Here is a 26249-nt window from a genome sequence, read left to right on the forward strand (position 1 = left end):
ATTCGATTCTGAGAAATTGAACGGAGGGAAGAAATAAATATAATGCATAAAAGTTTGTTACGGTGAAACGCCGTAACAAACTTTTATTGTTTTCCCCTGCTTTTCATCCTATCGACAAGCTCGTAGAAACGGGGATTTTCCAAAATATCAATATCCTGATTATCAGAAGATTAACCTACTTGACACCCTAAAACAGGGCGCATGGGTATCTGCAGCATTTACTCCTGAATTTTCGCAAGTTTGCGCCATCACGCCCAGAAAGGCTTATTTCATGCCAATCTGCTTCACGCGCTGCTCGAACTCTTCCCTGTCACAGATGGCACTATTCTTGATTTTGGCGCGATAATTATAGATAGTGTTCACAGAATAGTGAAGGAACTCGGCAATCTTAGAACTGTCCTCGATGCCCAAGCGGATAAGGGCAAAGATACGGAGGGTGGTAGAAAGATGGCTGTCATCTTCGAGCACGATACGCTCTTCAGGCTTCAAGAGGGCATTGAACTCCTCAACAAAGTCAGGGAAGAGCTTCAGGAAGGCGGAATCGAAATACTCATACAGCTCGCCCATGTAGGCCTCGCCAGCCTGCATCTGCTCCAGCAACTTGTTGAGTTCTCTAGCCTTCACCAGTTTCACTACTCGCTTGCGCATGGTCTCTATCTTGTCGACATAGATGGCACAAAGGCGCAGAAAGCGACCAATATATACTTCCTTCATCTTGTTACTCTCGTTGAGAGAATGGTTCATCTCGTTAAGACGCTCATTTGCCAACTGCAAGGCATGGTTGGTTTCCTTCAGCTTATGATGGGCCGCAGCAATGCGCTTGCGCTGCTTGTTGACATAGTAGAGCAAGACCATAACCACGAAGAGAAGCAAGGCTGAACACGCTACCATGAGCCGCAGATGCTGGTTGCTCGCTGAAAGTTCTTTCTGATAGCCCTCCTCAATCTGCGTGAGCACAGGCATGATCTGGCGGCTGCGGCTAGGCGTATTGAAAATGGTAGCCGACTGCCAGGCAAACTTGATATACTCATGAGAGCGCTTCTGCTCGCCCGGGTCGGCGTTGAGAAGATTGGCAACTTCCCAGAGAGACCCCTGGTCCATCACAGCCAACTGGACATCGCAGATAGCAGAACGCAAGAGGCAGCGGAGGAACTGTTCTTTATCACCAAACTGATTGTAGGTCAAGCCGCGATAAAACTGTACAATGGCATACTGATGGGTGCCCGGTTTCGTCATCGCCAGCCGCTTATCGCTCAATCGCAAAGCCTCCTTCATATTGCCCGCATCGCGTGCCCTCACCTCCTGCATCTGCAGATAAAGGTCATCATCATGGCTGAATGTGCTGTCTATTGCAGCCTGATAGGCATTATGCTTGCCGGTATAATATTTCTTCAAAGAGGGAACGTTGGAATAATATGCCATCTCGCCATACAGATGCTGGCAAGCCCAGAGGTAGTTGCGTTTGCCCTCAGCATCAAGATCAGCGATATTGACAGACTTCAGTAGGTCGTATGATTCGGCATAATCGCCCGTGGTCGATTCCTGGAAAGCAAGAAGCGCCTTGGCATTTTCCACCTTCTTTTTATCGTCCATTCTGATAGCAAGTTCCATACACTGATTGATGTATTTCAGCGCCATGTCGTTCTTGTAGGAGCGGTATTCCTCAAAGAGCGCAAAACAGGCATCATACTTACTGCTTAGCCGCCTGGCGGTCTTCAGTTTCTGCTCCCAATCGCAAATTCGGGCTTCACGTACCTTCACATAATCAGCCGAATGGGCAATAGCGTTGTCCAGACTCTGAAAAAGCTGCTCTATATTATCTGTTGTTTTTGCTGCAAGAGAAAGAGGCATCAAGACCAAGAGCAGGAAGAAGAATGCCTTTCCCCATAATTCATTTATGCGATACATCAACTTGATTCCGTTTAAGATTGATTCATTTTCATGAGGTTTCATGTGCAAAAGTAATAAAAAAATCGGAAACGACAAAATCTGATATAGAAGAAATGTAGATTTCTTCGCATTTTCGTCTATACTGCATCCACTTTTTATATATCCTCCATTTTTCTTATCCATCTCATTATCAGATACATCTCTTCCAAAAAAAGAAAATTTCATCCACATTTTAACATTTCTATCGCGCATCGTATCATCTTTTTTATTATCTTTGCATGGTCTTAAATAGAAGATAAACTTTATAAAATAACAATTAACATAACAAACAATGAGAACAGCACTTTTATCACTCACGTTTCTTTTGGCTGGTTCTATGGCAGCACCTGCTTTCGCCCATACCGCAGCCCCTAAGAAAAAAGTAACTGCCACAACCAAGAAAGGCAAGATTCTACCCATGAAGGAGTATATCGACCAACTGATGGCGAAGATGACGCTACAGGAAAAGATTGGTCAGTTGAACCTGATGGTAGCTGGCGACATCACCACCGGCGGCGCACTTGATACTCAGGTAGGCAGCGATATCGCCCAGGGCAACATGGGCGGAGTTTTCAATATCAAAGGGCTCGACAAGATCAAGGCTCTGCAGGAAATCGCCATCAAGAACAGCCGTCTGGGCATCCCACTGCTCGTAGGTATGGACGTAATTCATGGTTACGAAACGATGTTCCCTATCCCTCTCGCCCTCTCCTGCTCATGGGATACCGAGGCGTTGAAGAAAGTAGGCGAAGTATCGGCCAAGGAAGCCAGTGCCGACGGTATCAACTGGACATTCTCTCCTATGGTAGACATCGCACTCGATGCCCGCTGGGGACGAATAAGCGAAGGAAATGGCGAGGATCCTTATCTGAGCGGCGTGATGGGAGCAGCGATGACTCAGGGCTACCAGGGCGTGGATATGCGCACAGAAGAGATTCTGAGAGCCAACCGCATCATGGCCTGTCTGAAGCATTTTGCCCTGTACGGAGGCGTTGAGAGCGGAAAGGAATATAACACGGTAGATATGAGCCGCATGCGCATGATGAACCAGTATCTGCCACCTTACGAGGCAGTGGTGAAGGCTGGCGTAGGCAGCGTGATGTCTTCATTCAATCTCATCGACTACATACCTGCTACAGCCAACAAATGGATGATGACCGATGTCTTGAGAAAGCAATGGGGATTCAACGGTTTCGTGGTTACCGATTACGCTTCTATCGCCGAGATTCTGCAGCACGGAACGGCAAAAGACATCAAGGAGGCATCAGAACAGGCGCTGAAGGCGGGTACCGATATGGACATGTGCTCCAACGCCTTCGTAAAGCATCTGGCTAAGAGCATAGCAGAAGGAAAGGTGAGCGAGGAGGATGTGAATATCGCCTGCCGCCGCATCCTGGAAGCGAAATATAAACTGGGGCTGTTCAGCGACCCTTACCGCTACTGCAACACCAAGCGCAGCAAGAGCGAGATTTATACCGCAGAGAACCGTCAGGCAGCCCGCGATGTAGCAGCAGAGACCTTCGTGCTTCTGAAGAACGAAGGCAATATCCTGCCACTGAAGAAGGAAGGAAAGATAGCCCTGATAGGTCCGCTTGCCGACACCCGAAACAACATAGCCGGTACATGGAGCGTGGCTCAGGTACCATCTAAATATACCACCATCAAGGAGGCAATGGAGCATGCCCTTGCCGGAAAAGCCACCTTATTATATGCCCAGGGAAGCAATATCTGGCGCAATAAGGAGCTGCAGCAAAACGGCGAATCCGGCAACCCAATCAACTGGGGCAACGAGGCTGAGATGAAGGCTGAAGCGCTGAAGATAGCTAAAGAGGCGGATGTGATAGTATGTGCCATGGGCGAAAGTGCCGAGATGAGCGGCGAATGCGGTAGCCGTACCAACCTGGAGATGCCGGACGTACAGCGCGAACTGCTTGCCGAACTCCTGAAGACGGGCAAGCCAGTAGTACTCCTCAACTTTGCAGGCCGCCCTACGGTCCTTACTTGGGAGAAAGCCCATGTACCAGCCATCATGAATGTATGGTTTGGAGGTTCAGAGATGGGCGATGCACTCTGCGATGTTATCTTTGGCGACAAATCGCCATCGGGTAAGCTCACCACTTCGATGCCTAAGACTACCGGTCAGGAGCCTCTCTACTACAACCATCAGAACACCGGCCGCCCTGTAGCAGACGATAATGAGAAGTTTGCCAAGTTTGCCAGCAACTGTCTGGATGTAAGCAATGGTCCGCTCTATCCTTTCGGTTACGGTTTGAGCTATACCTACTTTTCGTACAGCAACTTCCGCCTGAGCAGCCAGGAGGCCGGCATCAGCAATGAGGAGGCTACCGAATGGCAGGATGGCAAGAAGATTACAGCTAGCGTCACCGTTAAGAACAATGGCTCCCGCGATGCCGACGAGATTGTGCAGCTCTACATACGTGACATGGTAGCCAGCATCTCCCGCCCTGTAAAGGAACTGAAAGGTTTCCAGCGCATCCATCTGGCAGCAGGTGAGAGCAAGGAGGTAAGCTTTGATATTACCCCAGATATGCTCAAGTTCTACAACGCAGATTTGAAGCACGTGATAGAACCTGGCGACTTCCAGATTATGATAGGAGCCAACAGCAAGGATGTAAAGACAATGAAACTGAGCGTGAAATAAACAATAAAAATCGCCCTGCAAGAAGCAAAAGCATAGCTTAAAAGATGCTTTCCTTCTTACAGGGCGATTATCATCTACTGAGCCTACTCCAAACAGACGGCTCGGTTATTACTTCTTCATCTCGAAACCTACACGCATACCATCATAATTATTGGCGATAGTACCGATAGCGCTGAGGGTAGAACTGCCCTTGAGGGCACCCATGGTCTTGATGAGGTTGAGCAACTTTGTCTGGTCGAAAAGCAGGCTGATGCCGTTGGTAGTCTTCGTAGCATAACCCGACATACTCAAGAGCAAGCCCTTCATCTGAATGGCATGAGTCTTCTCATCAAAAGTATAATTGCCTTGCCATGACTTGCCATCTATCTTGGCAGCGAAAGTTCCATCAGTTTTGAAGGTGAAATAGGTGTTTGAGCCGCTGAAACCAAACTTGCTGTAATACTCACCCAACTTCTCCTCTACCTTGTTGGCAGCAATCTCACCGCCAGCCTTTGCCAGGAGATTCTCAGAAGTAAAGGCGCATCCCGGCTTGCTGTACTTCCAGGTATGGGCACAGAGATCCTGCTTGCTGAAGGTACCTGAACCGATTACATTATTCAGAATGCCATTGATAATACTGCTACCTGCAGAACTGCTGCTGTTAGAGTTTCCGCCCAGTACAGCACCCAAGATACCTGCAACGGCTGAACCTGCATTGCTGGTTGCACTGGTAGATGTAGCGGCATTGCTGGTTGTTGCTGAAGTTGTTGTTGCAGTCGCAGCTGTTGTGTTAGATGCAGCAGAAGTTGTTTTCTTTGTAGAAGTCTTCTTGGTCGTAGTCTTCTTTGAAGTCTTCTTTGTTGTCTTCTTAGCCGTTTTCTTAACCGGCATCATCTCAGACATTGAGGCATTGAGCGCTGCCTCGTTCATAGCGCTTGCGTTGCTGCCAGCTGTGCATGCGAGCACGAGGGCAGCCAAAAGAAATACCTTTTTCATTGCTTTCTATATATTTATTTTTATCACTCTTATTTATATATACCCAATACTTCCTATTGTTCTTTCGGGTGCAAAGTTCGCAAAAAAATCGGAAATACGATAAGAAAAATCCCTATTTCGCGTATGAATCTCCCTAAAAACTCAGCATTTCTGCTCTTTTTACGTTATTATAGACGATTGCGATGACAATTCGTTTAAAAGATAATGAAAAAAATCGTTCAGAAAATACCAATTATCATTCTAAGGGGGAGGGGAAAAACTGTTCAAACGATTGCACATTTTTTTGACATAAATCAAAAAATAACGAATAAAACACGCATTTTCATGCATTTTGTACCTAGAAATAGGTAGAAACTTCTATCTTTGCAAGCAGTTAACAAATATCAATAGGTTATGAATGATTTAATTAAGGTAAATTCAGAAAATCAGAATCAGGCTATCGATAGATGCCAACAGATTCTTCAGGATCGCCGTGAGGCTCTTGCTTCTAAGGCAAAGAGAAGAGGTTAATACTCTTCAGAAACATGAAGTAAAGGAGGAAAAGATGGTGCTCTTATACATATATAATAAGGACGCATCCTTTCTTTTAAAAGAGAGATTTTTCGGAACGACTCTTAAATGATGAGTTTCAAAAATTTTGGGAAAAGAAAAAACGTAAAAATCCCGTTGTCAGCCATCTGGCTTGTACAACGGGATTTTTTCGTTTTATTATATCAAGTCCGAAATTTACTTCTCGTTCTTCACTGCCTTCATGATAATCTCGAAGTGATTACCACTCTTCAAGATGACATTCTTCAGGAAGTCTGAAATCTCAGATGCCTTCAGATTCTTCACCATCTCCTTGTAATCGCTATGAGTATCAACACCCATACGCTCGTATGTGCTCAACGCACCAAGCCAATAGCCGTTAGACTTCTCGCTTACAGCAGCCTGCTTCAGGAGAATCTCCTTCACCTTCTGAAGGTCTTCTGCATTTGGCTGGGCGATAGTCTCATCCATACCCTTGAAGAAGTAAGGAATAGCGATATCCGACTTCTCTGGGTTCAGCTGAGCCACAGCTGTAATAGAGATGGCAGCCTTGTTATCATAATCGCGAAGCAAACCATAGTTTGCTCCTGCATGATAAGCAGCGCTGAGTTCCTCACGGATAGTACGCAAATACTTCATCTCCAGCAAACGGGCTGAAACATCAGCAAGAACTGAATTCTTCAAGGTGAATGGAGCCTTGGTATACCAGATTTCTGTAGCCTGGTTCTGTGGATTCTCCATTGCCTTGGTAAAGATATTGCTTACCTTACCCTTAGCATAAGGAATCTGCTTGTTCTTCAGCTTGAAGCCATTGTTTGGCAGACTGGCAATATACTGCTCGATGAGTGGGAGGAGAGTCTTCTCATCATAGTTACCTACGAAATAGAAGGTGAAGTCCTTGGCATTGCCGTAGAACTGCTTACCAATCTCCAGGATACGGTCGTAGTTGATATCCTTTATATCGCTTGCCTCTGGCACACGGGCAAGTTTGCTACCCAAATAGAGGGTGCTCTGAACAGAATCCTGATATACGAGGCCTGGGTTGTTGCTCTTGTTGGCAAGAACAGTAGCCATCATACTCTTCATATTGTCGAAGCTCTTCTGGTCCTTGCTTACTGCGGTCATCTTGAGATAGATGAGCTGCATCAGGGTTTCGATGTCCTTAGGAGTAGAATTACCCTTCAAACCATGATTAAAAGGACTCAAGCTGAACGAAACGCCAGCCTGCTTACCAGCCAAAGCCTTATCAAGCTCATTGCTTGAGAAATCGCCAAGACCACTAGCATCGAGCACATCTGCTGCAAATGCAGCATTCAGGAAGTCTTCCTTGCCGAAAGTAGAATAGCCCACATTGGCTGAAGCTGCGAAAGCAATCTCATTGTCCTTGAAATCGGTCTTCTTCAATACCACCTTAGCGCCATTAGAAAGAGTCAACTCCTTGAAGCCCAACTTCTTGTTCTCAACAGTCTTCTTAATCTTACCAGCCTTAGGAGCCTGAGCGATGAGAGGTTCCTGCTTAACATTATCCACATAAGCCTCGAGCTTTTCAGCACGTACCTGCTTTACGATGGCAGCAAGTTCCTGCTCGGTAGGATAAACAGCACCAGCCTGCTCGCGCATCATTACCAATGATACAAGGTTGGTATCGCTCTGGCAAACCAACTGCTTGGCATAGCTGTTGATAACCTCAAGAGGCAAGTTTGGAACTACCATCTTCCAGATCTGGCTCTCCTCTTCTACTGATGGGATAGGCTCGTTAGAAGTGAAGTTATCCACATACTGGGTGGTAAACTGCTCGTTCTTCATCTTATCCTTGTTGGCAAGAGCCTTGTCAACCTGGCTCATGAATTCATCCTTGGCACGCTGATACTCAGTAGCTGTGAAACCGAACTCACGCATACGCTGTGCCTCGCGGAGAACAGCAGCATAAGCCTCCTTAATCTTTCCTGGCTTAGCTACACCGGTAAGGGTGAAAGCATCCTTAGTGCTTGAAATCAGGTATGAACCATCACCGGCACTTGCCTGGAGATATGGACAGTCTGGCTCCAATGCCTTCTCAGCATAACGGGCAGCAATCATAGAAGAAATCACGTTATCCATGTATCCCTTCAGGAGATAGCTCATATTGCCCTTCAGAGAATCGGGCACAGCATTGTGCTTCATATAAACCTGGAAGAGATCAACCTGCTGCTCCTTATCCTTGTCGATAACGTAGATGGCAGAATCATTATCAGATACTTCTACCTTCTCAACCTTAGCGGCATTCTTAGGTACCTTGATACCAGAGAAGAGTTCCTTGATCTTAGCTTCGATATGATTTACATCTACATCACCCACGATGATAATAGCCTGATTGTCTGGGCGATACCATTTGCGATAGTAAGCACGGAGAGTTTCTGGCTTACAACCATCGATAACGCTCATCAAACCGATAGGGAAACGGTAGCCATACTTTTCGCCCTGATAGAGCTTAGGAAGTGAACGCTCTATCATGCGCTGCTGACCTACGATACGCATACGGTACTCATTGTGTACCACATCGCGCTCGTCATTGATGGCTTCCTTGGTAAGAGAGATACCGTTGCTCCAATCCTTGAGGATGAGCATGCATGAATCTACGGCTGTTGTACGGGTAGTAGGAACATCTGTGAAGTAATAAACAGTCTTCTCTACTGATGTATAGGCGTTAAGATTACGGCCATACTGTACACCGATGCTCTGCAGATAGTCCTGCAAAGAGTTGCCCTTGAAATGGTCGGTACCATTGAAGGCAAGGTGCTCCAAGAGGTGAGCCAAACCGCGCTGGTCATCATTCTCATTGATAGAACCCACTTTCTGTGCGATGTAGAAACTGGCTACATGCTCAGGATAACTGTTGTGACGAATGTAGTAAGTCAATCCATTATCAAGACGACCTATCTTCACATTCTTGTCTACCGGAATAGCTGGCATCTGCTGTGCCATCGCTGTACCTGCAGAAAGGAACAGCACTACTGCTGCAAAAATCTTTCTTAGTTTCATCTGATTTTAATTATTTATGTATTTATTGTTTTCTATATCATTCTTTCTATATACCTTATTATATATATATCATGCTATTTAATAAGTTCACATAATATATAGCGACATATCCAGTAACATGATTACCTTCTGCGATGCAAAATTAAGAAAAATAAAAAAGATTTGCAAACATTTTAGAGAATATCTTCCCGATGTATGCAAATCTTAACCTAAAACTAACATTGGAGGCAGAAAACCAATCCTAACCTACATGAAAGCTCTTCATCCATGAACCTCTGAAGAGGCGGATAAGGAAGAGGATTCCCCTGAATGTGAGTTCGGTAGCCATCGCTATCCATACACCCTCCAAGCCATAGCTCTTGGAAAGCGCATAAGCCAGAGTGAGGCGCACCAGCCACATGGTACCGAGATTGATCATCGCCGGTTTCCGGGTATCGCCCGCTCCTACACAAACACAGTAGGTCACGATGCTGGCTGCAAAGAATGGTTCAGCAAAAGCCTCGATGCGCAAACAGACGGTTCCCAGCTCACGGATACTTTCTACCGGAGAAAGAACGCCAATCATCTCAGGAGCAAAGACATACATCACCACTCCCATCACAGCCATCACAGCCATTCCCAGTCCTACTGTCATATAAGCAAAATTCTTGCATAAACCTACTCGCCCTGCTCCATGCGTCTGTCCCACCAGAGTGGTAGCCGCATCACCAATACCATAACCCGGCATATAGCAAAGACTCTCTGCCGTAATAGCAAAAGAATGGGAGGCAATGGCTATATTGCCAAGAGGTGCCACAATCATGGTACTCACTATCTGCGCACCGCTCATCAATATGTTCTGTATGGCTATCGGAATGCTGATTTTACAGGCATTATGAACATACGACCTGACCCAACGGAAACGGACATGGTCCTGACGGAGATTCAGTATCTTATTCTTGAAACCTGCAAGATAAAGATTAGGCAGAGAGATGCAGACATAAGCCATCGCCGTTCCTAAGGCAGCCCCCACAACACCCAACTTCAGGATATAGATAAACAGGTAATTGAATATCACATCGCAGATGCAAATCAATACTGCCATCACACTAGGTGTATGCATATTGCCCGCAGATTTTAGCATCATTTCGGATATATGATAAAGGAAAACGAATGGAAGTACCAGACCATATATCAGAAAATAGCGAGAGGAATTGGTGGCTATATCAGCACCTCCACCCAGCCAATAAGGCAGATAAGAATGAATGCCGACACAGAGAAGAGAAACAAAAACGCTGAACGCCACACCGCAAATCAGCGCATGGCGAAACACCTGACGGGCATTTGCAAAATCGTTGGCTCCGATAAAATGAGCTACCTGTACTGAAAAACCAGTAGCCGCTGCACTGAGTAAACTACCAATAAGCCAGGTAGTTGACTCAATCAATCCGATACTGGCAGAAGCCTCTGCTCCCAGATGGCCCACCATAGAAGCATCGATGAAGAACATCATCACCGTAGATATCTGAGCCAGCATAGAAGGTATACTCAACCCTACAATAAGATTGAGTTTCTCGCGTCGATCCATCTCCCTACCCAGCCGAATCGACTCCATCAAATAATCTGTCTTCTTGCTATAAAGCATAAATTAATTTCTCGTATATCGCTCATACAAAAAAATATGTGCATATATCATTTCAAACATATGCACATACTTTTTTCTTTAATCTTAATCTTTTTGTTCAGCAATCCACTTCTTGCTAGAAGCTCTCTTATAACTCTTGAGCACCATCTCAAAACGGAGCATTGAATAGGCAGGAACACTACCATTCCCCGAGGAGCCATAAGCCAAGTCGGCTGGCATGAACACCTGCCAATGGTCGCCAGGGTGCATCGCCATCAACGCTGTGGTAAAACCATCTATCCACCCGCCAGAGCTTTGACTTGAGACCTTATCGGTCTTTGCCTTTATAGGCAATGCCGTCGTCACGTCATACGTTCCGGTGAACGATTGGTCAAAGACATAACCTGTGGCATAAGAGTCGGTAGGTATCAACCTGCCACGATAGCTCACCTGGATGGAGTCGGTATAGAGGGGCGACCCGTTGCCATTGCCCTTGTTGAGCACATGCACTACGATATAGTCGGTGTCCTTGTACTTGAGCACCACCTGGCTGCCATTGACGCCCACATTAGGCTTCTGGTTGACAAGGCTATAGTTGGGTATCACCTTCCACTCGGTACTGCCAGCAGCAATCTGTGCCTTGGCATACGCCAGCGTGTCGGCAAACGCCTTGTCGTTACGCTCCTGCCAGTTGGCATACTCGTCGGTGGTGGCATCATCTTCGCTGCATGATGACAGCGTGATTACTGCCATCATGAGGAAGAACAAATATTTCAAACTCTTAAGATTCATCTAAATGTATTTGATTAATTAGAAGTTCTTGATTTCCTTGCCAAGCTTCTTCAATACGCTAGTGATGCTTACGCGCTCCTCGATGATGCTGCGAAGATCTGAGATAGCTACGCGCTCCTGCTCCATGGTATCACGATAACGCAGAGTTACCTTATGATCGTTTGGAGTCTCGTGGTCTACGGTGATACAGAATGGAGTACCGATAGCATCCTGACGGCGATAACGCTTACCGATAGAATCCTTAGGATCGCCATAGTGAGTATTGAAGTGGAACTTCAGTTCGTCAACGATTTCGTGAGCCAACTCTGGCAAACCATACTTCTTATCCAATGGGAACACAGCACACTTAACAGGTGCCAAAGCCTCTGGCAAACGCAAGACAACACGTGTCTCGCCATTCTCCAGCTTCTCCTCGCAGTAAGAGTGGCACATTACGCTGAGGAACATACGGTCTACACCGATAGATGTCTCTACATCGTAAGGTACATAGCTCTCGTTCTTCTCTGGATCGAAGTACTTGATAGAACGGCCACTGTACTTCTCGTGCTGAGAAAGGTCGAAATTGGTACGGCTGTGGATACCCTCTACCTCCTTGAAGCCGAATGGCATCTTGAACTCGATGTCGGTAGCTGCGTTGGCATAGTGAGCCAGCTTCTCGTGGTCGTGGTAACGGTAGTTCTCATTACCCATACCGAGAGCCTCGTGCCAAGCCAGACGAACCTTCTTCCAATATTCAAACCACTTCATCTCAGTACCAGGCTGGCAGAAGAACTGCATCTCCATCTGCTCGAACTCACGCATACGGAATACGAACTGACGGGCTACAACCTCGTTACGGAAAGCCTTACCAATCTGGCAGATACCGAATGGCAACTTCATACGGCCGGTCTTCTGAACACTCAGGTAATCTACGAAGATACCCTGAGCAGTCTCAGGACGGAGATATACCTTGCTTGTAGCATCGCTTGCCGCACCCATCTGGGTAGAGAACATCAGGTTGAACTGACGAACGTCTGTCCAGTTCTTGGTACCGCTGATAGGGCAAACAATACCCTCATCCTCGATAATCTGCTTCAGCATCTCCAGGTTAGGCCCCTGCATAGCCTCAGTATAGCGGGCATGGAGGTCATCAAACTTCTTCTGGTTCTCCAGAACGCGAGGGTTGGTAGCACGGAACTGAGCCTCATCAAAGCTATCGCCGAAACGCTTCTTAGCCTTGGCAATCTCCTTGGCAATCTTCTCCTCATACTTAGCCATGTGATCCTCGATGAGCACATCGGCACGATAACGCTTCTTTGAATCGCGGTTATCAATCAATGGGTCATTGAAAGCATCAACGTGTCCAGATGCCTTCCATACTGTAGGGTGCATGAAGATAGCTGCATCGAGACCAACAATGTTCTCGTGCAACAATACCATACTCTGCCACCAGTACTGCTTGATATTGTTTTTGAGCTCAACACCATTCTGACCATAGTCATAAACGGCAGCCAAGCCATCATAAATTTCACTACTTGGGAACACGAAGCCATATTCCTTGCAATGGCTTACAATTTTCTTAAAAACATCTTCCTGTGCCATGATTAAATCTTATTTTTTTCAAATTTTCGGCAAAGATACTCTTTTTTCTCGAAAAATTGTTGTATTTTTGCCATAAATTAATAAAATAAGTATTAAAAGCTATATATGAGCGACGAAATTAAAGATAAAAATGGTCTTGAAGAGGAAAAATCGCCAAATTTGGAAAATTCTTCTACAGAATCTGAACAGGATGCTGCAGAAGATGCCAACGAGGAGATTTCGACCGAAGAACATTCCGATTATAAGCCGGTGAACCGATTCGATGCTTCTGCTGTACATCACCTCAGCGGAATGTATCAAAACTGGTTCCTCGACTATGCATCGTATGTAATCCTCGAACGTGCCGTTCCTCATATTGAGGATGGTTTGAAACCGGTACAGCGACGTATCCTCCACTCTATGAAGCGCATGGATGACGGAAGATACAACAAGGTTGCCAATATCGTGGGACATACCATGCAGTTTCACCCTCATGGCGATACGTCCATCGGAGATGCTTTGGTACAGATGGGACAGAAAGACCTGCTCATCGATACGCAGGGTAACTGGGGAAACATTCTTACGGGCGACCGTGCTGCTGCTCCCCGATATATCGAGGCACGCCTCTCTAAGTTTGCTCTCGACGTGGTTTTCAATCCTAAAACTACCGACTGGCAACTCTCTTATGATGGCAGAAACAAGGAGCCAATCACGCTCCCTGCCAAATTTCCGCTGCTCCTGGCACAAGGTGCCGAGGGTATTGCCGTGGGATTGAGCAGTAAGGTTTTGCCACATAATTTCAATGAGATTTGCGATGCTGCCGTCCACTATCTCAAGGGCGAGCCATTCCAACTCTATCCCGACTTCCCTACAGGCGGTGCCATCGATGTAAGCAAATACAATGATGGACAGCGAGGGGGTGCATTGAAGGTTAGAGCCAAGATAGACAAGCTCGACAACAAGACACTTGTTATCAGCGAGATACCGTTCAGCAAGACTACAGGCAGCCTCATCGATTCTATCACCAAAGCGGTAGAAAAGGGTAAGATTAAGGCACGCAAGGTAGACGACGTTACTTCGGCAAATGTTGAGATTCTTGTGCATCTGGCACCAGGTACCTCATCAGATAAAACGATGGACGCACTCTACGCATTCAGTGATTGCGAAATCAACATCTCGCCCAACTGTTGTGTCATCGAAGACAACAAGCCTGTTTTCCTCACCATCAGCGATGTGTTGCGCCACAGCGTAGACCGCACAATGGGATTGCTGCGCAAGGAACTGATGATCAGAAAGGGTGAATTGGAGGAGCAGCTCTTCTTCTCTTCACTCGAACGGATTTTCATCGAAGAACGTATCTACAAGGAGCGAAAGTTTGAGCAGAGTAAGAGTCAGGATGAGGTTGTTGCCTTCATCGATTCAAAACTCGAGCCATTCAAGGACAAACTCTTTACTGCCGAAGTAGACGGTAAGGGTATGGTAGAATATGCCTTCCATCGGGAAATTACCCGCGAGGACATTCTCAAACTCCTGGAAATCAAGATGCAGCGAATCCTTAAATATAATAAGGATAAGGCAGACGAACTGCTGATGAAGATTAAGGCTGAACTTGCTGAGATTGAGAACGACCTGGCTCACATGACTGATGTAACCATCAACTGGTTTGAATATCTCAAGGGCAAATATGGAAAGAACCATCCTCGCAAAACAGAAATAAGAAACTTTGATACCATTGAGGTTACCAAGGTGGTAGAAGCTAACCAGAAACTCTACATCAACCGTCAGGAAGGTTTCGTTGGTACAGGGTTGAAGAAGGATGAATTCGTATGCAACTGCTCCGACCTCGATGACATCATCATCTTCTATAAGGATGGCAAGTTTAAAGTCACCAAGGTAGCAGACAAGATATTCGTCGGTAAGAATATCCTCCATGTACAGGTATTCAAGAAGAACGATAAGCGCACCATCTACAACTGTGTTTACCGCGACGGCAAGCAAGGCGATTACTTCATCAAGCGATTCAATGTAACCGCCATGACCCGCGACAAGTTGTATGACATCACCCAGGGCACACCTGGCAGCCGCGTCATCTATTTCACCGCCAACCCGAATGGAGAGGCAGAAATCATCAAGTGTACGATGGAGCCAGACCTGACGAAGAAGCGCCAGAGCATCTTCCTGGAGAAGGATTTCTCAGACATTCTGATCAAGGGACGTGCTGCCAAAGGTAATCTCCTGACCAAGCGCACCATTCGACGCATCGGTCTGAAGAGTCACGGCCACAGCACGTTAGGAGGCAGAAAGGTTTGGTTCGACCCAGACGTAAACCGCATCAACTACGATGAGAACGGCCGCTTCCTGGGCGAATTCAATGATGATGATTCAATCTTGGTTGTACTCGACAACGGTGAATTCTACATCACCAATTTCGATGTCAACAACCACTACGAGGACAACATCATCCGCTTAGAGAAATGGGATGAGCATAAGATATGGACGGCTATCCTCTACGATGCCGACAATCAGGGATATCCATACATCAAGCGATTCACGATGGATGCCACCAAGCGCCATCAGAATTTCATGGGCGAGAACCCTAACTGCAAGCTCATCTTGCTTACCGATACGGTTTATCCACGCATCAAGGTTACTTATGGCGGTGTGGATGCCATCCGTCCTGCCGAAGAAATCGATGCCGAGCAGTTCATTGCGCAGAAGAGTTTCAAGGCAAAGGGTAAGCGCCTCACGACATGGAAGATTGAAAGCATCGAGGAACTGGAACCAACCCGATTCCCAGAACCTCCTTCTGAGGATAATGATGAGGAACAGGATGGTTCTGACTCAGAGAATGAAGGTGAAAACCTTGATCCAGATGCTGGAAAAAGCGAGCAACAGGTGATTGACGAGCTGACTGGTCAGACCAACCTCTTCTCAGAAAAAGATTTCGAAGAAGACCAGAAGGATAAAGACTGGTTATCGAAGCAATAAAAAGCAAAGAAAAGCAGCAAGAAAAGCGCAAGAAAAGCTGCAAAAAAGCGCCCATCATAAAAAAAGGAGCTTAAGCCCAAAAAGCTTAAGCCCTTTTTTTTATTATCTAGCCATTTGCATTTCGCGCTTTAGCGTTTCAGCATTTCGCGTTCAGCAAAAAAGAAGCCAGTCCCCCTCCTGCCCCCGTTCCAGGCGATTCCATCGCCTGTCCCCCCAGCAGTCAGTAGCCTTCATTTTTACCTTTTATACCCCGCCAGCTTTTTCAGGCAGTATTCCTTAAAGTCATTCCAGTGGTAATAAGGTGCCACATCGCTCTTGATAGGCAAAGTAGCCTCGTCTTCATTCAAAAGCACCTTCACCAGCACATCATTCGCCTTGTTTCTATAAAAAACAAACTGCAAATTCGTAGCCATCGGGGTAATCTTATAATCCCACCATTGAGAAGCAATCTTCTCCGGATCCTTAATCTCTTCGCCATATCCATTCAAATCCAGCAAACAGGTAAGCGGAGTAACCATCGTATCGTGTCCATATCTCAATGTAGCGCCCGGATGCGGAAGAGCGATGCAGCTATCCGCCTTCTGGATGATATTCCTCAAGAGATTGCGCTGGGAGAATGGCTGCACATTGCCCGTATAAGGCGAGTTGCCGTAAGCCATCTGCCACCAGATGTTGGCATTCAGCCAGTTCTGATACAGTTCCTCCTCCGTAAAGAGGTCATAGAGCGAAACCTTGCCTCTCAGTTCCGTACCTTGGATTGAGCTTGCCATCTCATAGAGTTTTCTGTTCAGGTCACTCTGGTTGATATTCTGCTTCACCCAGGCAGGGTCGTTGAACAGTTCCTGCATCACACGGCTATAGCTAACGTGCTTCTGTGCAAATTCCTGCTGTGCCACCTTGATACCCGCGCTGTTCTTCAAGCTGTCCAGATATCGGTCGCCCTGGTTCATATAATACATATCATGCTCGCTGGCATCATGGAAGATATGAAGTTTCGGATTGATACGCAGCATCTGCTGCAAACCGTTCTCCATAGAGAGGATACATCGGATTACCAAAGTACTTCGGGCCTCAATATTCGTATTACCGGCAAAAATCTCAGGGAATCGCTCCATCATTCTTCTGGTAATACCCTGATGCTGGAGAGCTCCGAGCGGAGTCAGTTCGCCATCGCGCCCCTTCGCCTCCTCACGAATCATCTTCACCTTAGCCAGCGTTTCCTCGCCCTTAGCTGTCAGTTTGCCTTCCTGCTTCGCTTTGAGCAGAGAGAAATAAGGCACATCATAAGCCTTCTTGCCTATCATATAGCGGGAACCATGCCGCCCATAATGGCTCAGATAGAAAGGCTTATAACCCTTTGGAGCCGCAGTCAACTGCTTCTGAGGACCACGATAAGCTACATAGTTACTACCCGAAAGCGTTATATCCCGCTTGAAATCCTCTTGCGGAGTCTGTGCTGTCAGAGGCATCGCCAATGTAAGAGATGCCAACAATAATAGATTCTTTGTGTTCATTGTTATCATATAATTTTGTTTGGGAAACATACAGTCTCATTTAATTCCAATTCATCAGTTTTCTCAAGAACGGAAGCAATTCTGCCGCCATCTTCCGATGCTGCAACATACTAGGATGCCAGCTGGCGCCATAACCTAAATCTCCTTTCTGGAAACTGAAATCGAAACGGTAAATGTTCTTATCGGTTTTATTGGCATCAGCACAGATTCTATCAAGCACAGTTCGCTGCTTGCTACTCTCCTTCTCGCCGAGCATCGGACCTGTCAACATCACAATCTTTGCATGAGGATACTTGCTACGTACCGTTTTAAGAAACATGCGATAATTCTTCTCGTAGAGTTGAATATCATAATTCTTGGTAGAAAGATCGTTCGTACCCAGATTGATACAGACTAACTGAGGCTGATACTTGGCAAAATCCCATTTTTCATCATGCTGGTCAAATAAAGTATATTCATATTGCCAAGACATGTTATCGGCATCACCCGTCTTAGGCCCATTATAATTACGATATACACCGATACCACTACGGGAGATAGAAGTATGCTGAGCCTTCAGACTGTCACTTACGATATTGGCATAAGTAAGCCAATGGTTCTCCGTTTCATCTTCAAAAGGATCAGACCTGTTGATACTTTCTACGCCATAACCGCAGGTGATTGAATTTCCGATAAATTCAATCTTCCGTTCCGGGAGAGCTGGAGCCTCAACAAGATGACATCCCTTATCAAGAACAAATCCTCTGAATTCCGGTTTACGGAATAAGCCTTCTATCACATACATCACCTTAGCATGATGCACCCCCTTTGGCAAAGCCGCAGCCAGGGTTACAACCGAATCGCGTTCGGCATTAAAGCCCACTTTGAAAGGTTCGCAACCGTCAATCTGTGCCATGAAATATCCAGTCTTCGGGCGGCACAGCATTTTCAGAGAAGAACCTTGGAAACTAGCCTCAATCGTAGTTCCCGGATAATTGAAACTGGCTACATCAGGATTCTTAGCAAAGCTCACACGCCCAACATACTGAATCATCGGATGAGAAGCCTTTACGATCTCTCCCTCAATAGGAAGAGTAGTTGATTTCTTCACATTTCCAGCCATCATCGTGGAAGAAACCATCAATGTAGCCAGCATCATAACCCATACTTTTTTCATATTCCTGTTATTATTGTTTTTATCTGTCCTTACTGTCCTGCCTTCGTTTTTTTGCAAAATAAAAATAGAACAGTATCTGTTTGCAAAATTACCATTATTTCTCGTAAAAAGCAAGTAAAACCATCATTTTTTTCATTTTTATTCTTTTTATTCAAATTATTATTGTATCTTTGCACCCAAGAATGCGCTTGTGGCGAAATTGGTAGACGCGCTAGACTTAGGATCTAGTGGTTTAGGCCGTGTAGGTTCGAGTCCTATCAGGCGCACAAAAAAAAATGCTAAGTAGTTAATATATAACTATTTAGCATTTTCTTTTTATCTAACTACCTGTCTTTTTACACCTTTTTGTCAGATTCTTCTCCTAAGCAGAGAGATACCTACATCATCCCTTCCAGTTTTTCCTGTGCCTCGCGCATATCTTTTTCAAAATTCACATGGTCTAGAAGGAATTCCGTTCTGCCTTGAGAAAGAAGAAGATAGAGCTGCGGATTCATACCCTCTACATACTGGGCGATGGCATACTCTATATCATCACGCTGCGTAGGATTGGTGGAAAATTCAAAAACCCTGAGCTTCTGATGAATAAAGCAATATGCCGACTCTATACAATCTCTGGTGATGCCCCCTGCCAAGAGAGCATCACCATTATTATTCTGATTCATTCTGAATATCCTTTCTATTTCACGCCCTTCATCGACAAGGCGATGCGCTTGCGCTTCAAATCTACTTCTGCCACTCTCACCATCACATGCTCATGAAGCTTTACCACCTCAGAAGGATCCTGAATGTAACGGTTTGACATCTGGGATACATGAACCAGACCATCGTTGTGGACACCTATATCTACAAAGGCACCAAACTTGGTAATGTTGGTAACAATGCCCGGCACAACCATGCCTACCTGCAAATCCTCTATCTCCTTGATGCTGGCATCAAACTCAAACTTCTCCACCTCGCCACGAGGATCCAAGCCCGGCTTGTCAAGCTCAGCCATGATATCGGTCAAAGTAGGCATACCCACCTCGGCACTCACATATTTTCTGATATCAATCTTCTTCTGCAGCGCCTTGTCTTCTACCAGTTGCTTCACCGTTACGCCCTGATCTTTCGCCATCTGCTCTACCAGCGCATAGCGCTCTGGATGAACGGCACTGTTATCCAAAGGATTCTTAGCACCAGGAATGCGGAGGAAGCCGGCACACTGCTCAAAGGCCGAAGGACCCAGACGTGGCACCTTCTTCAGCTGGGCACGGGAAGCGAAGGCTCCATTCTCGCGGCGATATTCCACGATATTCTTAGCAAGCGTAGGTCCCAAACCGCTCACATAGGTCAGCAGATGCTGCGATGCGGTATTCAGGTTGACACCCACCGAGTTCACGCAACTCATCACCACAGTATCCAGACTCTTCTTCAACTGAGTCTGATCCACATCATGCTGATACTGTCCCACACCGATGCTCTTCGGATCAATCTTCACCAACTCAGCAAGCGGATCCATCAGTCTTCGTCCGATGCTCACAGCACCACGCACGGTAACATCCTCATCCGGGAACTCATCTCTTGCAATCTTCGAAGCCGAATAGATAGAAGCGCCATCCTCGCTCACCACATAGATATCTACCGGATGAACGAAATCGATACTATGCAGCCAGTCGCTGGTTTCGCGGCTTGCCGTACCGTTACCTACAGCCATTGCCTCCACCTGATACATCTTTACCATGCGCTGGATGGCAGCCGTAGCCTCGCTCTTCCTGTTGCGGGGAGGATGAGGATAAACGATTTCATGATGAATCAGATTACCCTGCGCATCGAGACAGCAAGTCTTGCAACCATTGGCAAAACCCGGGTCAACCGCCATCACGCGTTTCTGTCCGAGAGGAGCCGCCAACAGAAGCTGGCGCAGGTTTTCGGCGAAGACCACAATAGCCTCCTCATCCGCCTTCTGCTTACTGAGCGCAGCAAATTCGGTTTCAATGCTAGGCTTCAGCAGTCGCTTAAAGGCATCATCTACCGCTTCACCCACCAGCGTCTGGCACTCACCGAAACCATGTACATAGTGGCGCTTCAGTTTATCCTGACACTGCTCATCATCAGCCGAGATGCTGACACGCAAGAATCCTGCCGCCTCGCCTCTACGCATAGCCAGCAGTCGGTGCGAAGAACATTTCTTCAATGGTTCAGAGAAATCGAAATAGTCGGAGAAGCGCTGCGCCTCTTCCTCATCCTTCTTTTTGGCTACCACCTTAGAAGTGATGATGGCACCGCGTCTGAACTCACCGCGAATCTGATTGCGGCTCTGCTCATTCTCGCTTACGGTTTCGGCGATGATGTCCTTGGCTCCCTGAAGTGCAGCCTCCACATCCTTCACCTTATCGCCCACAAACTTCCTGGCAGCCTGTTCCGGATTGCGCTCACGCTGGAAGAGGAGCAGCTGTGCCAGAGGCTCCAAGCCTGCCTCACGTGCTATCTGTGCACGTGTGCGGCGCTTTGGCTTATAAGGAAGATAGATATCTTCCAGTTCGGTGGCATCCCAGCACTGTTCGATGCGTTTTTTCAGTTCATCCGAGAGTTTTCCCTGTTCCTCGATGGTTTTGAGGATAGTCTCTTTTCTCTTCGCCATCTCAGAGAGTTTCTCGTTAGCCTGTGCGATGGCTTCAATGTTTACCTCGTCCATATTACCGGTTTTCTCCTTGCGGTATCGCGAGATAAACGGAATGGTGCAGCCCTCTTCGAGCAGCGCCAGAGTATTTTCTACAGCCTGCTCCTTCAGATTGAGCTGGGCTGCTATCAGCTTTGTAAATTGATTCATTTATGATATTTATAAAATAAGATTCAAACTGTTTGTTCATGCAAAGATAGAGAAAAAAGTTGGTTTGCCCAAATATTCCCTCATATTATTTGGCGGTTTCACTAAAAAATCGTAGCTATTCTTCAAAAACAGCTTTAGATACATTCAGCACACCTGCTTTTTCTTGATTTACATCAACAATACGGCTTGTTTTGCAAGAAAAACAGAGAAATCGTTTTGAGTTTCAAGTTATTTCCTATACCCGTTGGCGGAATTAATTTAGCGCATACTTAACCCTGCCAACCGGTCTGTTGTTTACATAATTAATATATTGCAAGACTGTAAATGCGCTGATTTTCCCGATGATTCGGGTAAACAGTCCTAGTGTTTGCTTAGCATAGTTTCGGAAGAGCATGAAGTGATCACAAAGTTGAGAGAAATTTGTCTCGATTCTCTTCCTCGCCTTAGCATAAGGCTTAAATGTTGGTCGCCAATTCTTCATGTTCAAGCGATATGGAACTTCCAACTTGATGCCTACAGAAGAAAACAAGTCTTGCTGTAGTTCCGCACTGAGGTAAGCTCGATCGCCAAGGATGCAACAGTCATGGAATTGAAACTTTACATCTTTAAGAAAATGAATGTCATGAACATTAGCTGGACTCAGGTCATACGAGTGGATAACTCCACTTAACCCACAGACAGCGTGGAGTTTATACCCAAAGTAGTATATCTTCTGAGTAGCGCAATAGCCAAATGCAGGAGAGTTTGTTACGTCTGTTCCTTTCATCTTGCAACGCAAGCCTCTGGACAAGCGACACACCTCTATTGGTTTGGAATCTATGCAGAAATATTCTTCTGCACCATCCATCTTTGACGCTATGCGCTTACGAATCTTCTCACATAGTTCCGCAGTGAACTTTCGCCTGTCATTGAACTGGCGTCGAGAAATCAGATTTGGCATATCTGCCTTATACTCCTTCAGCCTATCGAACAAGTTGTTTTCACTGTCGATGCTAAGATGCTCGGCTGTCAAGCTCAAAGCAACAACTTCGAGGTCTGAAAAACGTGGTACGACTCCTGGGCGAGGAATATTTCCTAGCTCATTAACTAAATTTTTGGAGAAATCCTTGCATATCTCAAGAATTTTTACGAAATTTGCATACAAGTTGTGCATAGCGTGAAATATATAACTTTATAATTGGACACTACAAAGTTACTAAAAATCAACGAGATGCACAACTTTTTTCTCCATAAAAATATACTAATTTTCAGGCGGTTTTTTAATTCCGCCAACAGGTTTCCTATATCTTTGCCACCGAATTAGAGAGTGCAGAGCATATTCAGGTGTGCTTTGCTATCATAAATAAAGGGGCTGAAAAGCTACCTGATTAGAGTGATAAAATAAAGTAATAATTAAAAGAAAAGATTGATTATGAAGAAGATTATGTTGAGCCTTGCTATGGCTCTCGTTTCAGTTTGCGCTAGCGCACAGGTTTACATCGGTGGTACTGCTGGTATTTCCAGCAACAAGATCGGTGATGGTGACAGCAAGACAGCTTACACCTTGATGCCTGAGATTGGTTACGAATTCAACAACAAGTGGGAGGCTGGTCTCGAGATTGGTATCAAGAAGGGCGAAGTTTGCAAGCTTTCTCCTGTAGGTGAATCTACAACATTTAGAGTAGCTCCTTACGTACGTTACACAGCCGTAGAAACCAAGTTGGTTAACCTCTTCGTAGAAGGTACAATCGGTTACAGCAGTTACAGCAAGGGCGGTGGCGATTCTTACGAGGTAGGCATCAAGCCAGGTTTGGCTGTTAAGCTTTCAGACCACGTAAACTTCATCACAAAGGTAGGTTTCCTCGGTTACAAAGGTTTTTCTCCTGACCAAGGTAAAAACTCATCAACATTCGGACTTAACGTAGATGCAAGCAACATTTCATTTGGTGCTATCTACAAGTTCTAATCTTAGGATGCTCATTTACTCATAAGCAAAAATATCAGGGGCGCAAGCGATTCCTTTTCTGGAAACAGCTTGCGCTCCATTTTTTATCTGCAAGCGAGCACGCTTTTACTCTTCACTCTTCACCTTTCCTTCGGAAACCCCTGTGTTTATCGGCATTCCGAGGGGTGAAGAGTTTGCAGCAACTCTTCACCCACTCTTCACCACTCTTCACCGATTCCAAAGACCAACAGGCGTAAATTGCAGCGCAAGACCGCTAGGTGTTAAGGAGAGATGCAAAACCGCCAGGCGTCCCTGAGGAGGGTGCGCCATAAGTCTGGATAATAGTTTGGCGCATAACAGTTGACCATCGCATGCACATCACCTGTTGTGCATGCGCATATCAGCTGTTATGCAAGCGCACAACAGCTGTTGTGCGACCGAAGATACAGACTGCCTCAACAACATATCCAATCTCTTCCAACAACATATTCTTACTCTTCCAACAACATATCCTTACTCATCCAACAACATATCCTAGCTCTTCAAACAACAAGAAAAGGGTGAATCATAAATTTATGACACATCCTCCGCCGAACCAGCTAAGGTGAAGAGTGGTGAAGAGTGGGTGAAGAGTGCCCAAGAACTCTTCACCCCTCGAAACGCCCATAAACACTGGGGTTTCCGAAGGAAAGGTGAAGAGTGAAGAGTATTTCTTTATCCCTTACTTACAACATTTTTACAGGCATTTACGCTGACTGTTGCAGTAGAACAGCCAACTAGCGAGCGTACGGCTAGTCAGCTGTTCTTCATTCGCCAGTACACTATTTCCGATTAACAGCCAACTTATTCCTCGGCAGAATATTCTTCCATAACTAGGCTATAATCGCTACATACTGATAAAAATCTCTGGCAATTATTAGAAATAAGGGTAAAGGAACAAGAACAGATTATAAAAACGCTTTTTACAGCAGAAAAATGCGTATTTACGCAAAAATCTTTTGTAAATTCATCAAAAAAGCGTATCTTTGCAGCAGAAAAATGCGTATTTACGCAAAAATCTAACGTAAAATTAAATCAATATATATAGATAGATTATGATCATCGAACGCAAAAGATACATACAGCAACTGCTCAATAGCAGACACAATGGACTGGTAAAAATCATCACCGGTATTAGAAGATGCGGAAAGTCTTTCCTGCTATTCAACTTATTCAAGAGACAACTCAAACTAGATGGTGTAGACAAAGAGCACATCATAGAAATGGCTTTTGATGACTTTGGCAATAAGGTATATCGCGACCCTGATAAGTTCTACCAGTATGTAAAGAGCCTCATCAAGGACGGTAGGATGTATTATATCCTTTTGGACGAGGTGCAGATGCTGAAAGATTTTGAGGATGTTCTGAATGGATTGCTCCATATCCCCAATGCTGACGTATATGTTACAGGCAGCAACGCCAAGTTCTTGTCAAAGGACATCATTACCGAGTTCAGAGGTCGAGGCTACCAGATTCATATTTCACCACTCAGTTTCTCCGAATTCATGTCTGTCTACCAAGGCAGCCAAGAGAGCGGTTGGGTAGAATATCTACAATATGGCGGACTGCCACCTGTCATCCTACAACCTACAGATGAAGATAAGATTAGGGTACTTAAAGACCTTTGGCAAGAAACTTACTTGATTGACATTCTTAACAGAAATCGCATCAAGAACAATGCTGAGCTAGAAGAACTTCTCTGTATGTTATCATCTGGCATAGGAGGACTGGTAAATCCTCAAAAACTATCGAATACATTCAAGACCAACAAAAATATATCCATTGGCTCTACCACTCTGAAAACATACATCGATTATTGCTCAGATGCCTTTCTTATAGAGGAAGCCAAGAGATACGACGTGAAGGGAAGAAAATATATCAGTACTCCTATGAAGTATTACTTCACCGACTTAGGACTGCGCAATGCACTCATCAATTTTCGCCAAATAGAGAAGACCCATCTCATGGAGAATGCGATATATTGCGAGCTGAGAAGACAGGGATTCAATGTGGATGTAGGCGTGGTAACAGTGAATGGGAAAGACGAAAACGGCACTAGTTATCGCAAACAACTAGAGGTAGACTTCGTGTGCAACAAGGGCAGTCGCCGATGCTATATCCAGTCGGCCCTCAGCCTGCCATCGCAAGACAAGATAGAGCAAGAAATCAACTCATTGCGCCGCATAGATGATGGTTTCGAGCGAATCGTCATTGTGGGCGAAAGCCTCATCAGTAACCGTGATGCAAATGGTATACTCTTCATGAGCATCTATGATTTCATGCTGAATGACTTATAATCATCGACTATAAAAAAAGGCTCCCTCACCATATCCCATGGCAAGGAAGTCTAAAATTATGACACACCCTCCGCCGAACCAGCTAAGGTGAAGAGTGGTGAAGAGTGGGTGAAGAGTGCCCAAAAACTCTTCACCCCTCGAAACGCCCATAAACACTGGGGATTCCGAAGGAAAGGTGAAGAGTGAAGAGTATTTCCTTATCCCTTACTTACAACATTTTTACAGGCATTTACGCTGACTGTTGCAGTAGAACAGCCAACTAGCGAGCGTACGGCTAGTCAGCTGTTCTTCATTCGCCAGTACACTATTTCCGGTTAACAGCCAACTTATTCCTCGGCAGAATACTCTTCCATTACTAGGCTATAATCGCTACATACTGATAAAAAACTTCGGCAATTACTAGAAATAAGGGTACAAGAAGGCTTTTGAACAGATTCAAAGACCTAGAATAA

General features: G+C 45.6%; 14 protein-coding genes, 1 tRNA gene and 1 pseudogene. 5 read left to right on the top strand and 11 right to left on the bottom strand.

What is annotated here, in order from left to right:
* Positions 1 to 264 precede the first annotated feature (264 nt).
* Positions 265 to 1908: a DUF6377 domain-containing protein gene (locus FO447_RS10295; protein WP_234699118.1), complete on the bottom strand. Its 1644-nt coding sequence runs from the start codon at positions 1906 to 1908 to the stop codon at positions 265 to 267.
* A 313-nt stretch (positions 1909 to 2221) separates the two neighbouring features.
* Between FO447_RS10295 and bglX the strand changes: the two genes are divergently transcribed.
* A complete protein-coding gene (bglX, locus tag FO447_RS10300; protein ID WP_200756226.1) occupies positions 2222 to 4591 on the top strand; it encodes a beta-glucosidase BglX in 2370 nt (789 codons plus the stop codon).
* A gap of 108 nt (positions 4592 to 4699) precedes the next feature.
* On the opposite strand, the gene FO447_RS10305 is transcribed toward bglX, so the two are convergent.
* The 5 genes from FO447_RS10305 to FO447_RS10325 form a co-directional block, all read right to left on the bottom strand.
* Positions 4700 to 5566: a DUF4923 family protein gene (locus tag FO447_RS10305; RefSeq protein ID WP_200756227.1), complete on the bottom strand. Its 867-nt coding sequence runs from the start codon at positions 5564 to 5566 to the stop codon at positions 4700 to 4702.
* Between the two features lie 726 nt (positions 5567 to 6292).
* Positions 6293 to 9115 (bottom strand): M16 family metallopeptidase, encoded by a 2823-nt coding sequence (locus FO447_RS10310; protein WP_200756228.1) that lies wholly within the window; start codon positions 9113 to 9115, stop codon positions 6293 to 6295.
* A 241-nt stretch (positions 9116 to 9356) separates the two neighbouring features.
* Entirely contained in the window at positions 9357 to 10739 is a 1383-nt protein-coding gene (locus FO447_RS10315; protein WP_200756229.1) for an MATE family efflux transporter, read from the bottom strand.
* 84 nt (positions 10740 to 10823) lie between these two features.
* Positions 10824 to 11495, bottom strand: coding sequence for an FKBP-type peptidyl-prolyl cis-trans isomerase (locus FO447_RS10320; protein ID WP_234698981.1), 672 nt, complete (start codon positions 11493 to 11495; stop codon positions 10824 to 10826).
* A 33-nt stretch (positions 11496 to 11528) separates the two neighbouring features.
* The gene (locus FO447_RS10325; RefSeq protein WP_006848488.1) at positions 11529 to 13091 is read right to left on the bottom strand and encodes a glycine--tRNA ligase; all 1563 of its coding nucleotides are present in this window, start codon (positions 13089 to 13091) and stop codon (positions 11529 to 11531) included.
* A 105-nt stretch (positions 13092 to 13196) separates the two neighbouring features.
* Here FO447_RS10325 and FO447_RS10330 point away from each other — a divergent pair, with 105 nt between their 5' ends.
* The gene (locus tag FO447_RS10330; RefSeq protein WP_234698982.1) at positions 13197 to 16058 is read left to right on the top strand and encodes a DNA gyrase/topoisomerase IV subunit A; all 2862 of its coding nucleotides are present in this window, start codon (positions 13197 to 13199) and stop codon (positions 16056 to 16058) included.
* A gap of 236 nt (positions 16059 to 16294) precedes the next feature.
* On the opposite strand, the gene FO447_RS10335 is transcribed toward FO447_RS10330, so the two are convergent.
* Together FO447_RS10335 and FO447_RS10340 are read right to left on the bottom strand one after the other, a co-directional pair.
* Positions 16295 to 17572: a histidine-type phosphatase gene (locus tag FO447_RS10335; RefSeq protein ID WP_200756231.1), complete on the bottom strand. Its 1278-nt coding sequence runs from the start codon at positions 17570 to 17572 to the stop codon at positions 16295 to 16297.
* Positions 17573 to 17612: 40 nt separating this feature from the next.
* On the bottom strand, positions 17613 to 18728 hold the full coding sequence (locus tag FO447_RS10340) for an SGNH/GDSL hydrolase family protein (protein ID WP_200756232.1): 1116 nt from the start codon (positions 18726 to 18728) through the stop codon (positions 17613 to 17615).
* A 184-nt stretch (positions 18729 to 18912) separates the two neighbouring features.
* On the opposite strand from FO447_RS10340, the gene FO447_RS10345 reads away from it, so the two are divergent.
* Positions 18913 to 18994 (top strand) — tRNA-Leu (locus FO447_RS10345).
* Between the two features lie 111 nt (positions 18995 to 19105).
* On the opposite strand, the gene FO447_RS10350 is transcribed toward FO447_RS10345, so the two are convergent.
* From FO447_RS10350 to FO447_RS10360, 3 genes and pseudogenes are all read right to left on the bottom strand, one after another.
* Positions 19106 to 19390 (bottom strand): hypothetical protein, encoded by a 285-nt coding sequence (locus FO447_RS10350; RefSeq protein WP_006848511.1) that lies wholly within the window; start codon positions 19388 to 19390, stop codon positions 19106 to 19108.
* Positions 19391 to 19404: 14 nt separating this feature from the next.
* A complete protein-coding gene (locus FO447_RS10355; RefSeq protein ID WP_117693382.1) occupies positions 19405 to 21537 on the bottom strand; it encodes a Tex family protein in 2133 nt (710 codons plus the stop codon).
* Between the two features lie 253 nt (positions 21538 to 21790).
* Positions 21791 to 22776 (bottom strand): annotated as a pseudogene (locus tag FO447_RS10360) (IS982 family transposase).
* 172 nt (positions 22777 to 22948) lie between these two features.
* Between FO447_RS10360 and FO447_RS10365 the strand changes: the two are divergent.
* Together FO447_RS10365 and FO447_RS10370 are read left to right on the top strand one after the other, a co-directional pair.
* Positions 22949 to 23482, top strand: coding sequence for an outer membrane beta-barrel protein (locus FO447_RS10365; protein ID WP_200756233.1), 534 nt, complete (start codon positions 22949 to 22951; stop codon positions 23480 to 23482).
* A 1073-nt stretch (positions 23483 to 24555) separates the two neighbouring features.
* Complete coding sequence (locus tag FO447_RS10370; protein WP_118066478.1) at positions 24556 to 25797, top strand: ATP-binding protein; 1242 nt, start codon at positions 24556 to 24558, stop codon at positions 25795 to 25797.
* Positions 25798 to 26249 lie beyond the last annotated feature (452 nt).

Source organism: Segatella copri, assembly GCF_015074785.1.
Lineage (GTDB): Bacteria > Bacteroidota > Bacteroidia > Bacteroidales > Bacteroidaceae > Prevotella.

Bases quoted from the DNA above. Each gene is read 5' to 3' on its own strand.
- FO447_RS10355 (WP_117693382.1), bottom strand. From the start codon at position 21,537: ATGAATCAATTTACAAAGCTGATAGCAGCCCAGCTCAATCTGAAGGAG.
- FO447_RS10325 (WP_006848488.1), bottom strand. From the start codon at position 13,091: ATGGCACAGGAAGATGTTTTTAAGAAAATTGTAAGCCATTGCAAGGAA.
- bglX (WP_200756226.1), top strand. From the start codon at position 2,222: ATGAGAACAGCACTTTTATCACTCACGTTTCTTTTGGCTGGTTCTATG.
- FO447_RS10340 (WP_200756232.1), bottom strand. From the start codon at position 18,728: ATGAAAAAAGTATGGGTTATGATGCTGGCTACATTGATGGTTTCTTCC.
- FO447_RS10315 (WP_200756229.1), bottom strand. From the start codon at position 10,739: ATGCTTTATAGCAAGAAGACAGATTATTTGATGGAGTCGATTCGGCTG.
- FO447_RS10370 (WP_118066478.1), top strand. From the start codon at position 24,556: ATGATCATCGAACGCAAAAGATACATACAGCAACTGCTCAATAGCAGA.
- FO447_RS10350 (WP_006848511.1), bottom strand. From the start codon at position 19,390: ATGAATCAGAATAATAATGGTGATGCTCTCTTGGCAGGGGGCATCACC.
- FO447_RS10365 (WP_200756233.1), top strand. From the start codon at position 22,949: ATGAAGAAGATTATGTTGAGCCTTGCTATGGCTCTCGTTTCAGTTTGC.
- FO447_RS10310 (WP_200756228.1), bottom strand. From the start codon at position 9,115: ATGAAACTAAGAAAGATTTTTGCAGCAGTAGTGCTGTTCCTTTCTGCA.
- FO447_RS10335 (WP_200756231.1), bottom strand. From the start codon at position 17,572: ATGAACACAAAGAATCTATTATTGTTGGCATCTCTTACATTGGCGATG.
- FO447_RS10330 (WP_234698982.1), top strand. From the start codon at position 13,197: ATGAGCGACGAAATTAAAGATAAAAATGGTCTTGAAGAGGAAAAATCG.
- FO447_RS10295 (WP_234699118.1), bottom strand. From the start codon at position 1,908: ATGTATCGCATAAATGAATTATGGGGAAAGGCATTCTTCTTCCTGCTC.
- FO447_RS10305 (WP_200756227.1), bottom strand. From the start codon at position 5,566: ATGAAAAAGGTATTTCTTTTGGCTGCCCTCGTGCTCGCATGCACAGCT.